The organism is Streptomyces sp. NPDC002701 (assembly GCF_042889045.1).
GTDB lineage: Bacteria > Actinomycetota > Actinomycetes > Streptomycetales > Streptomycetaceae > Streptomyces.
The window spans coordinates 15,556-30,092 of the sequence record NZ_JBIAQL010000010.1 but is presented as its reverse complement, the minus strand read 5'-3'; the positions used below and the strand labels follow the sequence as shown (position 1 = coordinate 30,092).

9 protein-coding genes are annotated in these 14,537 nt (G+C 71.3%); 8 read left to right on the top strand and 1 reads right to left on the bottom strand.

Features of this window, described 5'->3' with window-relative positions:
• Positions 1-267 precede the first annotated feature (267 nt).
• Positions 268-4,302 carry a type VII secretion protein EccCa gene (gene eccCa, locus ACFYXC_RS24890; protein ID WP_389554091.1) on the bottom strand — a complete coding sequence of 1,345 codons (4,035 nt, stop codon included), beginning with the start codon at positions 4,300-4,302 and terminating at the stop codon, positions 268-270.
• Positions 4,303-4,758: 456 nt separating this feature from the next.
• On the opposite strand from eccCa, the gene eccD reads away from it, so the two are divergent.
• The 8 genes from eccD to ACFYXC_RS24850 all read left to right on the top strand — a co-directional run bounded on the left by eccD (position 4,759) and on the right by ACFYXC_RS24850 (position 14,472).
• The gene (eccD, locus tag ACFYXC_RS24885; RefSeq protein ID WP_389554090.1) at positions 4,759-6,165 is read left to right on the top strand and encodes a type VII secretion integral membrane protein EccD; all 1,407 of its coding nucleotides are present in this window, start codon (positions 4,759-4,761) and stop codon (positions 6,163-6,165) included.
• Between the two features lie 50 nt (positions 6,166-6,215).
• The gene (gene eccB / locus ACFYXC_RS24880) at positions 6,216-7,814 is read left to right on the top strand and encodes a type VII secretion protein EccB (protein WP_389554089.1); all 1,599 of its coding nucleotides are present in this window, start codon (positions 6,216-6,218) and stop codon (positions 7,812-7,814) included.
• A gap of 450 nt (positions 7,815-8,264) precedes the next feature.
• Positions 8,265-8,600, top strand: a complete 336-nt coding sequence (locus ACFYXC_RS24875; protein WP_215089266.1) for a hypothetical protein — start codon at positions 8,265-8,267, stop codon at positions 8,598-8,600.
• Positions 8,601-8,688: 88 nt separating this feature from the next.
• Entirely contained in the window at positions 8,689-8,997 is a 309-nt protein-coding gene (locus tag ACFYXC_RS24870) for a WXG100 family type VII secretion target (RefSeq protein ID WP_388926063.1), read from the top strand.
• A gap of 135 nt (positions 8,998-9,132) precedes the next feature.
• A complete protein-coding gene (locus tag ACFYXC_RS24865; RefSeq protein WP_389554088.1) occupies positions 9,133-9,597 on the top strand; it encodes a type VII secretion system-associated protein in 465 nt (154 codons plus the stop codon).
• A gap of 123 nt (positions 9,598-9,720) precedes the next feature.
• Entirely contained in the window at positions 9,721-13,500 is a 3,780-nt protein-coding gene (locus ACFYXC_RS24860; protein WP_389554087.1) for an AAWKG family protein, read from the top strand.
• Between the two features lie 142 nt (positions 13,501-13,642).
• Positions 13,643-14,098 (top strand): YbaB/EbfC family nucleoid-associated protein, encoded by a 456-nt coding sequence (locus ACFYXC_RS24855; RefSeq protein ID WP_388926054.1) that lies wholly within the window; start codon positions 13,643-13,645, stop codon positions 14,096-14,098.
• A 2-nt stretch (positions 14,099-14,100) separates the two neighbouring features.
• Entirely contained in the window at positions 14,101-14,472 is a 372-nt protein-coding gene (locus ACFYXC_RS24850; protein WP_389554086.1) for a hypothetical protein, read from the top strand.
• Positions 14,473-14,537: the final 65 nt, after the last annotated feature.

Here is a 14,537-nt window from a genome sequence, read left to right as displayed (position 1 = left end):
GTTGTCGGCTGCCTGCGGGGCGGTGGGGGCTGGGCGCGCAGTTCCCCGCGCCCCTGCAGGGCGGGCTGCGCCCTGCCCCGGAAGGGCGGAGAGGACCGCGTCCGTTCCCCGCGTCCCTGAAAGGCGGAGGACTGCGCCGTTCCCCGCGTCCCTGGAAGGCAGGGTGCGCCTTGCCCGTGTGCTGGCTAGGCAGGACCGTGTGGGGCGCTGGGCGGAAGCGGGGGCTCCTTGCGGTGGCCCCCGCTTCTTCGTGGGGAAAGGGTGTCCTCAGTCGGGTCTGGCCTGGGGCTCCTCCACCAGTGCCGTCTGCATCAGCCTCGCCCGGCGGCGGGCGATGTGGAGTGCCCGGCCGGGCGGGAGGTTGCGCGGCTTCGCGTTGCCGAAGAGGCGGCCCTCCGTGGGCGGGCAGGAGAGCAGCACGGCCGGGTTGTTGGCCTCGTCGAGGCGGCGGATCAGTCCGTCGCTCAGACCGCGTCCCGCGCCCATGGCACTGCGGGCGACGACGAGGTGCAGGCCCATCTCGAAGCCGAGCGTCAGATACTCGAAGAGCGGCTCCATGGGGCTCTGGAACGAGCTGCCGGAGACCATGTCGTAGTCGTCGATCAGGATGAACAGCCGCGGCCCGGTCCACCAGTCGCACTTGCGCATGCGGCTGGGCGCGATGTCGGCACCGGGGACCCGGGTCTTCATCGCCCGGGCCGCGCCCTCGATGGTCTCCTTGAGGTTGTCCAGGGAGATCACGTGCCCGATGCGGTACTCCTCGGGAACGGTGTCCACCAGGGTGCGGCGGTAGTCCACCACGATGATCTTCGCTTCGGCGGGGGAGTAGCGGGCCGTGATGCCCGCCGTGACGCCGCGCAGCAGGTTGGTCTTGCCGCTCTCGGTGTCGCCGACCACGATCAGGTGCGGGGTGCGGCTGAAGTCGTGCCAGACCGGTTCCAGGGCGTCCTGGTCGATGCCGAGGGGCAGACGCATGCCGCCGCCCTCGGTGGACTCGGGCGCGGGGAGCTCGGCGAGCGGCAGCCGGTGCGGCAGCATCCGCACCTGCGGGGCGGGCGCCCCGGACCAGTGCCGGGCCACCTCGGTCACCAGGTGGGCGACGCCCTCGCCGAGGTCCTCCAGGGAGCCGCTGCCGTCCAGCCGGGGCAGACCGGCGAGGAAGTGCATCTTGCTGTCCGCGGTGATGCCGCGACCACCGCTGCGCGGCACCGAGCGGGCCTTGCGGGTGTCGATCTCGGAGTCCATCGGGTCACCCATCCGCAGTTCGAGGCGGGTGGCCGACTGGTCGCGGACCTGGGCGGACAGCTCCACCCAGCGGGTCGTCGTGATGAGCAGGTGAATGCCGTAGTTGAGGCCGCGGGCGGCGAGCTCGTTGAACTTCGGGATCAGGTCGTCGTAGTCCTGCCGGACCGTCGACCAGCCGTCCACCACCATGAACACGTCGCCGAACGGCTCGTCGGGGAACTCCCCGGCGGCCCGGCGGCGGCGGTAGGACTGCATGGAGTCGATGGTGTGGTCCACGAAGAACTGCTCGCGCCGGGCGAGCAGCGTCATCACCTCGGCGACCGCCCGGTGCACCCGCTCCGGGTTGAGCCGCGCCGCGACACCGCCGACGTGCGGCAGCGCGGCGAGCTGCGAGAGACCGCCGCCGCCGAAGTCCAGGCAGTAGAACTGGATCTCGGCCGGGGTGTGGGTGAGGGCGAGGGCACCGATCAGGGTGCGGGTGAGCGTGGACTTGCCGCTCTGCGAACCACCCGCGATCGCGACGTGGCCGCCCGCCCCGGAGAGGTCCACGATCAGCGGGTCGCGGCGCTGCTCGAAAGGCTTGTCCACCAGACCGACCGGGACCCGCAGCCTGCCGGTGCCCGACCAGCCGGTGGCGGTCAGACCGCGCTCCGGGTCGGGGGCGATGCCGGGCAGCAGGGCGTCCAGCGGGGACGGCTCGTCCAGCGGGGGCAGCCACACCTGGTGGGCCGCGGGGCCCGAGTCGCGCAGCCGGTCGAGGGCCACGGCGAGCAGCGTCTCCGCGTCCTCCTCGGACTCCTCCTTCTCCGGCTCCGGTTCGGGCGCGGCCTCCAGCGTGCGGGGCACCACCCAGCCGCTGGTCCACGGCACCACCTGGCTGGCCACCCTGGCCTGCACCACCGCGCCGGTACGCCGCCGGTAGGTGCCGGACGAGTAGGCGGCCCGGAAACGCGTCAGGGACTCCACGCCGGACTTCAGGTAGCCGCTGCCGGGCTGGGCCGGCAGCTCGTAGGCGTCCGGCACACCGAGTACCCCGCGGCTCTCCATGGCGGAGAAGGTCCGCAGGCCGACCCGGTACGACAGGTGGCTCTCCAACTGGTGCATACGGCCCTCGTCCAGGCGCTGGGAGGCCAGCAGCAGGTGCACCCCGAGGGAGCGGCCGAGGCGGCCGATCATCACGAACAGGTCCATGAACTCCCGGTGCGTGGACAGGAGCTCACTGAACTCGTCGACCACCACGAACAGGCTCGGCAGCGGGGTCAGGTCGGCCCCCGCCGCCCGCGCCCGCTCGTACTCCAGGGCGGAGGTGTAGTTGCCGGCCGAGCGCAGCAGCTCCTGGCGCCGCATGAGTTCACCGTGCAGGGCGTCCTGCATGCGCTCCACCAGCGCCACCTCGTCGGCGAGGTTGGTGATGACGGCGGAGGTGTGCGGCAGTTCCTCCAGGCCCAGGAAGGTGGCGCCGCCCTTGAAGTCGACCAGGACGAAGTTGAGGGTCTCGGAGGAGTTGGTCAACGCCAGGCCGAGGACGAGGGTGCGCAGGAGCTCGCTCTTGCCGGAGCCGGTGGCGCCGATGAGCATGCCGTGGGGGCCCATGCCGCCCTGCGCGGACTCCTTGATGTCGAGTTCCACCGGGCGCCCGTCCACCCCGACCGCCACCGGCACCCGCAGCCGCGCCGCGCCGGTGTGCTTGGCGAAGAGGGTCGCCGGGTCGTGCCGGTGCAGGTCGGGAATGCCGAGCAGGGTGGTCAGTTCGACGTCGCTGTCCAGCGGCTGCGCGATGTCGGTGCCCAGACTGATCCGGCGGGCCGTGAGCAGCCGGGCCAGCGACTCCGCGGCGAGCGAGCCGAGCCGGTCCGGGCGGCCGAGCGGCACGGAACGCTCCTTGCGGCTGCGGTCGGTGCGCACCAGGCTCACCCGGTCGGGGCCGGCGGTCAGCCGCAGGGTGTTGCGGCCGGGCCGCCAGCGCAGCGCCCCGGAGACGTCGAGGACCACCGCGTTGCGGTAGCCGTGCCCCTCCCAGCGGTGGCCCTCGGGGACGGTGACACCGTCCAGGACGACGACGGTGTAGGGCTCGTCACGGCCGGGGCGGGCATCCGCGTCGAAGCCGGGACGCTCGGCGAACTCGGCGCCGAGCAGGTCGTCCAGCTCGGTGAGGTCGGCGGTGATCCGGCGGACCTGACCCGCGCCGTCCTCCTCGTGCGGGTGCAGCGCGTGCGGCAGCCACTTGACCCACTCCCAGTCGGGGCGCCGCTCGTCACTGACACAGGCCGCGATCCACAGTTCCTCGGGCGCGTGGAACACCGCGAGCTGGGCGAGCGCGGCACGCACGAGCGCGCGTACGGAGTCGGTCGGGTCCTCCACCGGGGCAGCGCCCCCGGCCCGCGCACCGCCCGTCTCCCCGGCCGGCGGGACCCCCGGCTCGGCGGCCGGCTCACCGGTCTCTTCGGGGCGCAGCAGGATCCGCGCCGAGGAGCGCAGATACAGGCCGAGGGGCTGCTCGGGGACGGTGGAGTAGGCGCGGATGAAGCGGCGCAGGGCGTGCGCGCAGAGCGGTTCGAGGTCCTCCACCGGCCGGGTGGAGACCGGCTGCAGGGTGAGCGCGAGCTGCTGCTCGCCGACCGCGAGCCGGGCCTCACCGAAGTCCTCGTCGGCCGGCCGGCGCTCCCACAGCCGCGAGGTGCGGGCCAGCGAGCGCAGTGAGGCGGGGTCCGGGTGGCGCCAGGCGAGCGCCCGCTGCTGCTCCACGATCGTGGCCCGGACCCGCTTGCGCATCTGCGCCAGATAGCGGAGGTAGTCGCGGCGTTCGCCCTTCAGGCGCTGCTTGCGCTCGCTGGAGCGGCGCATCAGCTGTCCCAGCAGCATGGCACCGGCGGAGAGCGCCATGACGCCCATCGCCAGATACATGAAGACGCCGTTCCCGCCGCCGGGGCGCAGGAACATCAGCATCATGGACACCGACATCAGCGCCATCGGCAAATAGGTCCATATCGCCGAGGTGTCGGGCACGGTCTCGGCGAGGACCGGTGGCTCCTGCAGGGTCAATTGACCCTCGGGCATCTCCGGTCCGCGTCTGCGGGCCGGGCGGCGAAACAGCACCACACTCAAGGAACAGAACCTCCGGTCTCACTGCCTTTGTGGCCCGCGCCGAATACCGGCACGCCCGGTGACGGAAAGGACCGCACCGAGCCGATTCTCCGGGTGCCGCACGACGCGGTTCACGCCGGGGTGAATGTTTCGCGCGGACAGCCGCCGCGGGTAACTCCCGTGAAGGACAACTCCATACCGGACAATGCGTCCGGTCCGCAGCACGATCCGGCGGGCGTAGGCGCTAGTCTGCATTCACGGAACGCGACCTGTCCACGTGGCAGAGGAGGTCGCCGGCCGCGCGGACACCAATTTCCCTTCCCGGTACCCCCCGTTCCGGGACGCGTCGGCCTTCCGTACTCTTCGCAGGTCCCCTCTCCCGGGGAAGTCCTCCTGTCAAAGCCCCCACGGAAGACGAGAGTTCAGCTGATGACCGACAGTGCGGTGGCCGAGCTGTGCCGCCTGACCGTACGTGCGCCGAGCGTCTCCGTCGATCTGGCCGTGCCCGCCGACGTGCCGGTCGCCGACCTCCTGCCGACGCTGCTCCGTTACGTGGGCGAGGAGGCCGAGGAGGCCGGTCTCGACCACGCCGGCTGGGTGCTCCAGCAGCTCGGCGACGCCCCGCTCGACGAGGAGACCACCCTCGACCACGCCGGGCTCGCCGACGGTGCCGTGCTCTATCTGCGCCCGCACACCGAGGCGCTGCCCGAGGCCCGGCTCGACGACCTGGTGGACGGGATAGCCGACACCGCGGCCCGCAAGCTGCACACCTGGCACCCCGGAGCGGCCCGCGGACTCCTGGTCGGCACCGCGGCGGCGACCGTGGCGGCCGCCCTCGCACTGGTGCTCTGGCCCGGCGCGACCGCCTCCGAGTCCACCCAGGTCGTCTTCGCCGCCGTCACCGGGCTGCTGCTGCTCGCGGGCGCGGGCTCCGCCAGCCGCGCGGTCGGCGACCGCCTCTCCGCGACCGCCCTCGCCCTGCTCGTCGCGCCCTGCCTGGCGCTGGCCGGCTGGCTGCTGCCGGGCGGTGACCTGACCGGCCCCGACGCCGCCCAGGTCGCGGGCGCCCGGCTCCTCGCGGCGGGCGCGGCCGGAGCGGGCGGCGCGGTCCTCGCGCTCGCCGCCACCGCGGTCGGCGCCCCGGCCCTCTTCGCGACCGCGCTGGTCTCGGTGGCGACCGCGATCGCCGGCGCCCTGATGGGGTACTCCGGCCTGGACGTGCCGGCCTCGGTGGCGCTGGTGGCGACCGTGGTCGCCCTCGCCGCCGGCGCGGTGGCACCCTTCGCCTTCAAACTGGCCGGGATGCGGCTACCCGCCCTGCCGTCCTCCGCGGCCCAGCTCCAGGAGGGCATCGAGCCCTACGCGGGCGACGAGGTCGCCGAGCGCACCGAGCTGGCCGGGCGCTGGGTCACCGCGCTCTTCGCCTCCACCGGGATCGTCGCCGCGGCCGCCCTGGTCGTGCTGACCGACGACCCGAACCTGCCCGAGGTGCTGACCTCCGTCGGGCTGAGCCTGCTGCTGCTCCTGCACTGCCGTGGCCTGGTGCACATCGGGCAGCGGCTGACCCTGGCCGTGCCCGGTGTCTGGGGGCTGCTGCTGCTCGCCCGCGCCTGGGCCGCGGACGACGGCGGCGACGTCCGCGTGGTGGTCTTCGCGGTGCTGCTCGGCGCCGCGGCCGCCCTGGTGATCGCCGCCTGGACGGTGCCCGGCCGCCGGATGCTGCCGTACTGGGGCCGCGCGGCGGAACTCGCGCACACCGGCTTCGCGGTGGCGCTGCTGCCGCTCGCCCTCTGGGCGGCGGGGCTCTTCGGCTGGCTGCGCGGCCTGTTCGGCTGAGCAGCACCAATGGCTACGCCGCGGCATGGAGAAGGAGTTGAGGAGAGGCCGTGCAGTCCAAACGAGACCAGGTCCACGCCCACACGTTCATGATGGGCAGGCTCAGTTCGAGCCTGCTGACGGCCGACCCGGACGCCCCGGAGAGCCCGCTCGGGCGCACCACCCGGGGGGTCGTCTTCGGTGTCCTGGTCACCGTCCTGATCGGCGCGGGCGCCACCGTATACGGCCTGCTGCGCCCCGGCGGGAACGACGGCTGGCGCGACGGCAAGCACCTGGTGGTCAACCGTGACACCGGCGCCCGGTACCTGTGGACCGGCACCGACGGCGTACTGCATCCCGTGCGCAACTACGCCTCGGCGAAGCTGATCGGCGGCTCCGACCTGGCGACCGCGGACGTCCGCACCCCTTCGCTCGAGGGTGTCCCGGTGGGCGCCCCGGTCGGCATCCCCGGCGCCCCGGACGTCGTGCCCGGGGCCAAACAGCTCGACGACGGTGCCTGGCACATGTGCGTCACCGGCCCCGACGGGGCACTGCCCGACACCTCCGGCGCCGTCACGACCAGCGGCGTGGACAAACCGGGGGCCACCACCGTGGCCGCCGGGACGCCCCTGGACTCCCGCGGCATCGGCCGCGACCGCAGTGTGCTGGTACGCGGCCCGGACGGCACCGAGTACCTGGTGTGGCGGGGCAGCAGACTGCCGCTGGACCGCGCGTCCGACGCCCGCAACGCCCTCGGCTACGGCTCCCAGCAGCCGATGCGGGTCTCCGCGGCCTTCCTCGACGCGCTGGCGCCCGGCCCCGCCCTGAAACCGCCCGCGGTGCCGGGACGCGGCGACGAGGGTCCCGAACTCGGCGGTGAGGCCAGCCGGATCGGCCAGCTGTTCAAGGTCAGCGTGCCCGGCGGCGGCAGCACCTACCATCTGCTGCGCGAGGACGGCCTGGTGCCGCTGACCCGGCTCGGCGCCGCCCTGGTGCTGGGCGACCCGGCCACCCAGAAGGACGCCTACCGGGGCCGGTCGCCCGAGGTGCGCACGGTCGGTGCGGACGCGCTGCGCGAGCACCGCGCCAAGGACGCGGACGCCGGCGGATCCGCGGAGCTGCCGGACGCGCCGCCGCTCCCGCAGTCCGCGGAGCGCGGCACCGCGCTCTGCGCACAGGTGGACGGCGACAACGGCGGTGTACGGATCAGGTCGGTGCTGGTCCCGCTGACCCGGCTCGCCCCGGTCGCGGTGTCGGAGGGCACCGCCCAGCCGCTCGAACCGGCCTGCGTCCCGACGGACGCCACGGTGGTGCGCCCGGGGCACGGCGCCCTGGTCAGGGCCCTGCACGCGAGCGGCGCCGCGCACGCCGGAACCACCTACCTGGTGGCGGAGAACGGTGTGAAGTACCGCGTCTCCGCCAAGGAGTCGCTGGCGGCACTCGGGTACGAGGCCGGGGACATCGGCTCGGTCCCGGCACCGCTGCTGGCCGCCCTCCCCACCGGCGCGGACCTCGACGCCACCGCCGCGGCCGGTGCCACCGAACCCAGGGTGACGGCTCCGGAGTGCGGCACCGCCGACAAGACGGACCCGAAAGGCACGGAGGGCGTGAAGCAGGCGAAGGATGCCGAGGGCACGGAGGGCGCGGCGGCCACCGTTCCACAGAGCTGACACCACCTGCCGTTCCCGGCCCGGAGCGCATACCGTGCCCGGGAAAGGAAGAAGGAAAAGGGCGAGCGCGGTAAAACGCCGAGCGGATACGAAGACAGAAACCTCAGCAAAAGCTCAAGCATTGAGGCCGACGCCCGCCGGGCGGAATCCGGCGGGTGTACGCACATTGCCGGGCACGGTTCTTCCTCGTGACCGTTCGGTCTCTCCGCGTGCCCGCTTTCCGCCCGCTCCGCCGTAACCCGTGGACGGCTCCGGTCCGGCGTGCCCGTGTTCGGGCACGCCTGTTCATCTCACTGCAACGTTCGCACAACTCCGTTGCCATACAGGCGAATTCTTCCGGAGCGGCTGTTGCTCACATCTTCCCTGCACGCGTTGCGCGGAACCCTGTTTTCTCTTTAGCCTCAGCGGGCAACGGTGCGACGAGACGCGCCTGAACGAAGGGAGCGTGACATGGCGGACAGTGCCGCGAGGAAAGCGGATTATGCCAAGGGCTTGGGGGGCGTCTCCTCTCTGGAGTCGGCCCGGAACCAGGTCGAGAAGATCCAGGACAACGTTGCCCAGATCGCCGCGCGTTCGGGCGTCGGCGGCGACGAGGGCCAGGCCCTGCTGAAGCTCTTCCGCAGCTGGAACACCGAGGCACAGAAGGTCGTCGTCCAGATCAGCACGATGATCGACGCGCTCCAGGAGAACGTGACCTCCGCCAACCGCCTGGCGAAGGAGAACCAGGACCTGACCGAGGTCCTCAACAGCAAGACCAGCCAGGGCGTCTTCGAAGCGCTGCGCTGAACCACCCGGCGGTACCGGCCCCATCCCGTGCGGGGCCGGACTTCGTGAGTTTCCCGGGCCCGGCGCCCGGCCTTCGAGAGGAGACGTCATGGCCGACGGCATCATTGACGTGCAGTACCCCAAGGTTCAGCAGGCCATCGAGGAGTTGATGGAGCAGACCCAGGGGATCATCACGACCCTCAACAACCTGGAGGACGAGCTCAAGCCGCTCGTCAGCACCTGGGAGGGCGCGGACCAGGAGCAGTACCGCGTGGTCCAGGCGGAGTGGGACAACGCCACCAAGAACATGGCGCGACTGCTCGGCGACAACGGTGAGCTGATCCGGACCATCCACGACAACCACTCCCGTGACGAGCGCAAGAGCGCCGACAACTGGGGCAACGTGCGGGCCCGTTAAGGGCCGCGCCCGCCGGCCCGTCTGATCCGAGGGCGCCGGACCGTCCGCATGGCAGCCCCGTGCGGACGGTCGCGGCCGTGCCCACCGGGCCGTCCCGTATCCCCGTCCGGCAACCAAGCAGCAGGAGATCGTCCCATGGCCGGTGAGAAGGCCGACGTCAAGCATTTCGACCTCAAGCAGATGGAGAACTTCCGGGACAACGAGGTACAGCCGGTCTACACCGCCGCCAAGAAGCACCGCGAAGAGGGCGACGGGTCCACGATCCGCCCGCTCGGCCAACTCGTCGACGGGCACACCACCCCGGACAACCTCGACCAGAACCAGCAGCTCCTGCGCATCGGCAAGATGGCCACCGAGCCCCTGGTCTCGGGACCGAAGCTGATCGAGGGCATCCGCACCACGGCGGAGGCCATCGACAAGCTGCTGGGCGACCAGATGGACCTCTTCAAGGAGCTCAAGGAGGCCCTCTCGGACACCATCGAGGAGGCCAACAAGACCAAGAACAAGAACCTGGACTCCATCGACGCGCAGACCCTGCTGCAGACCTTCGAAGAGGTCGACACCCTCACCGCCGGCGGCACGGAAGAGGAAGAGGACTGACCCCGCCCGTGCCGGCGGTGGCCACGGCCGGCCGGCGCGCTCCCGTAGGACACACACGCCCGCGCACCCGTACGTAGACACGGTGCGCCGGCGAGGACGACAACCGACCAGAAAGGGCGCCCGGTGGCCGATCGCTACGACCCCAACTCCGGCACCAACCTCGACAAGTTCGACAACGCCGGCGACCCGTCGAGTGACACCTGGGCCACCCTGGTCACCCACATCACCGGCTATCCCGTGCCGGACCGCAACACCATCTTCGACACGCTCCGCTCCGATCACGGCGGCAAGCTCTTCCGGATGGACATCAAGGAGCGCAGCCTCAGCCTGATGGTCAAGGACTCCGGGTTCCTGACCAACAGCGGCGAGGACTACGACATCTTCTTCTTCGACGGCGGCAAGAAGACGAAGATCATGCAGGCCCGGATCGTGTTCGAGGGCCGCGTGAAGGCGGGCGAGGAGATCATCTTCGCCGGCCCGGGCTCCGACAACGTCAACGACGCCCAGGTCCGTGAGGGCAACGAGTTCACGGACTACAACAAGGACAAGATGTCCACCATCCCGCTCGCCCGGTACATGAACGGGCCGCGGACGGCGCTCCTCGAACTGCTGAGGGGCGGCACCCAGAACGCCCGCTTCAGCAACCTGGGCGTGGGCGGCAGTGACGCGGTGGACCTGAACTCCTTCAACACGACGGGCCAGTCCTTCGACTACGCCGCCAAGTTCTTCCGGGACCACGCCATCGTCCTGAAGGACTGGGAGGACCGTTTCGGCAAGGACGACGCGAGCTGGAAGGGCGAGGCGGCGGACGTCTTCCGCAGCCTGCTGACGAAGATCCGCGAGAACTACGACGCCTACATCGAGACCTTCGACTCCTCCGCCGGTACCGGCGACGAGACCGGCACCGGCAACACGGTGTACTCGCGCGCCCTGTCGCTGGGCCGCAAGTATCTGGAGGACGCCGCGAGCAAGCTGCTGGACGCCTGGCTGGCCTGGGCCAAGTCCCCGTACTACGACCCGCACCAGGTACTGCGCTACGTCCTGGACGACCTCGCCCAGTGGGTGGACGCGAACAACGTCGCCAAGACGGACATCACGTCCACCACCACCCGCTACAGCACGACCGTCAGGCACAGCCCGCAGGGCGGCTTCACCCAGACGCACCCCGAGTACGGCGACCTGACCGACATCGCCAACTGGGCCAAGGTCGGCGACAAGGCGGTCAAGGTCTGGAGCCAGGGCGTCGCCGAGTACCTGGGCAAGCCCGCGGCCACGGTGCAGTCCAACCTGAACAACCACTTCCTCGACCTCGGCGAGGACTTCGCGGACAACGTGCCCAAGCCGAAGTCGACCAGCACGGCCTCGGAGGAGTACGAGGAGAAGAAGGCGAAGGAGGCGGAGGAGGAGCTCGAGAAGCAGAACGAGGAGAACAAGAAGTACCAGGACGAGCTGCGCGAGGAGCAGAACCGTCAGCGCGAGGAGGACAGGAAGTACCAGGAGGAGCTGCGCGCCGAGCAGGAGCGCCAGCGGGAAGAGGACAAGAAGTACCAGGACGAGCTGCGCGAGGAGCAGAACCGTCAGCGCGAGGAGGACAAGAAGTACCAGGAGGAGCTCCGCAACGAGCAGAAGGCGGAGCAGGACGAGGCCAAGCGTGAGGCCGAGGAACTGCGCAACGAGCAGAAGGCGGAGCAGGACGAGGCCAAGCGTGAGGCCGAAGAGCTGCGCAACGAGCAGAACCAGCAGCGCGACGAGGACAAGAAGTACGCGGACGAACTGCGCGAGGAGCAGCGGCGCGAGCAGGAGGAGGCCAAGCGCGAGGCCGAGGAGCAGGCCAAGGCCGTGGAGGAGAGCCTCGGCGGACTCAACGACCCCAACAGCGTGCTCAACGACCCCAACAGCGCGCTCGACGACCCCAACGCGGTCACCACCGAGAACCTCGGCAGCCTCGACGACCTGCTGAACCAGAACAACGCGGTCACCACCGAGAGCCCGGGCGACATCGGGGACGTCAACGGCACCGGCAACGGCCAGGGCGAGACCGACCTGGGGCCGGTCACCCAGAGCCTCGGCAACCTCGGCGGGCTGAACGCCGGGGGCGGCGCCCTCAACACCCCGACCGGCGGCAAGACGCAGAGCGACGGAGGCAAGCTCACCACCGACTTCCCGGACGGCAGCAGCACCTCCTTCGACCCCGACAGCGGGCTGCTCACCAGCACCTCGCCGGACGGCAACGTCACCACGACCGACCTGGGCGACGGCCTGAAGGTGACCAACCCCGACGGTTCGGTGACCTTGCTGGGCGACGACGGGAAACTGACGACCACGTTCCCGGACGGCACCACCCAGACCGTCGACCCCGCCACCGGCCAGGCGATCACCACCCATCCGGACGGCAGCACCACCACGACCGACCTGGGCAGCCTCACCGACCTCAACGGCAGCGTCAACGGCGACGGCGTGCTCGACGGCCCGACCGGAACCAACACCCAGCTGAACAACGCCGGCGAGCTGACCACCGACTTCCCGGACGGCAGCAGCACCTCGTTCGACCCCGACAGCGGGCTGCTCACCAGCACCTCGCCGGACGGCAACGTCACCACGACCGACCTGGGCGACGGCCTGAAGGTGACCAACCCCGACGGTTCGGTGACCTCGCTGGGCGACGACGGGAAGCTGACGACCACGTTCCCGGACGGCACCACCCAGACCGTCGACCCGTCGACCGGCCAGGCGGTCACCACCGACCCGGATGGCACCACCACGACCGAGAACCTGGGCAGCCTGGGCGACCTCAACAGCCAGAACAGCCTGAACGACCTCGGCAACAGCCTGAACGACCTGAACGACCTGAACGACCTGGGCGACATCGACTCCGAGGTGACGACGGAGTCGCTCGGCAACCTCGACGGCCTCAACGCCGACGGGTCCGCCCTGGAGACCCCGACCGGCGGTGAGGTCCAGCTCGACGCCGACGGCGACTTCATGACGACGTTCGACGACGGCAGCACGTCCAGCTTCGACCCGGACAACGGGCTCCTCACCAGCACCGACGCGGACGGCACCACCACGACCACCGACCTCACCCACGGCGCGAGGGTCGCCAACCCGGACGGCTCCTTCACCTCACTGGACAACGGCCAGCTGACCACCACCTTCCCCGACGGCAGCAAGCAGGTCATCGACCCGGACACCGGCATCGCCGCCGTCACCGACCCGCAGGGCCGCACCGAGACGGTGGATCTGCACGACCTCAACTCGTCCCTCGGCCACGACAGGTCGGACCTCCTCGACGGCCTGGGCGACCTCAACGGCATCGGCGACATCGACGGGGCCGGCGGGGTCGGCGGCGGTGGCGGCACCACCTCGCGCGACGTGCCGCTCTCCGAGCTGGGCCTCGGCGGAGGCACCGGCGGCGGGTCCTACGGCGGCGGCCTCTCCGGCACGGACTCCCTGTCCTCGGACTTCCAGGGGACCGGTGTCGCCCCGCTCTCGGACGGCGCGGGCTCCCCGCTGACCGCCGCCACGGCCGCCAACTCCGCGGCCGGCGTCCCTGGAGCCCCCGGCATGCCCGGCAGCCCCGGCATGCCGATGGGCGGCGGCATGGGCGGTATGGGCGCCGGCGGTGAGAAGGGCAACGGCGAGCGGGTGCGCGCCGTCCTGGTCGACGCGGCGGAGGAGAGCGAGCGCCGCAACCGCCGTCGCCGCAGCCCGTGGAACCGCCAGGAGGACAACGACACCTTCCTGACCCCGGCCGCCCGGGTGACGACCACCGGCGGCGGCGACCCCTCCGAGGAGGAGCCGCAGCCTGGCCGCAGGGTCACCAGTTCGGCCGACTTCCTGGAGGAGGACGAGGACGTGTGGGGCACCGAGGAGGGCGGCACCCCGGCCGTCATCGGCCGGTGACCACCGTGCGGGCCCGGCACGACCTCGGGGGAGAGACGAATCCCACCCGGCCCCGGCTTCCCCGACCACGCCCCCACCAGGCAAGATCAGCGGGAAAGTCGACGGATCCGTGCGGAGAGCGACGGAGAAGGGCGGTGCGGGCGTGACGGAACCGCTGGAGAAGCGTCTGGAGAAGGCGATGGCCGAACTCCAGGCCGCCCAGGAGGCGGTGGCGCGCACCGAGCGCGAGCTGCGCCAGGCGTCGTTCGCGGTGCTCTCCTCCGACCGCGCGGTCCGCGCCACCGTGGGCCCGCAGGGCGAGCTCGCCGGGATCGAGTTCCTGGAGAACAAGTACCGCGACATGTCCCCGCAGGAACTGGCCGCCAGCGTCCTGGAAGCGGCCAACGCGGCACGCGTGAAGATGAACCGGCACGTGATGAAGGCGATGGCGCCCTTCACCGAGCCCAGCAGCAACGTGCCGGAGCTGAAGGGCTTCGAGCTGGACTGGGAACGGATCTTCGGACCCGAGGTCCTGCGCGACGACGACGAGGACAAGGAGCGCGGCGGCCCGGCCGCCCCCGCCTGGCGGGACGCGCTCGGCGAGGACGGGGAGGACTGACCATGGGACAGCGCTACTACGTCGACCCGCAGCGCATCGAGGCTCTCGCGGGACAGCTGGAAGAGATCGGCACCCTGGCCAGGAGCATGACCGAGGAGTTCCTCGACGAACTGGCACCGACGGTCGGGTGGCCCGGTACGGAGGGCGAGTTCGCCGAGAAGGCCAAGCCGCAGGAGCAGAAGGAGCGGCAGACCACCAAGGACACCATGATGTCCATCCGCGACGCGCTGGTGGGCATCACCGACGCCACGGTCAGCCAGGTCCGGCTGATGAAGAACACCCGTGACGCCAACATCGCGGACATCGAGCAGAACAACAGAGAGATCGACACCCATGGGCTCGACGGCGGCCCCGGCGGGCATGGCCGCCGCTGACCTCCGCGCCGTCGGCCGCTCCCGCACCGTGCCGGGAGCGGCCGGTCCGTCCTGCCCGAACGACG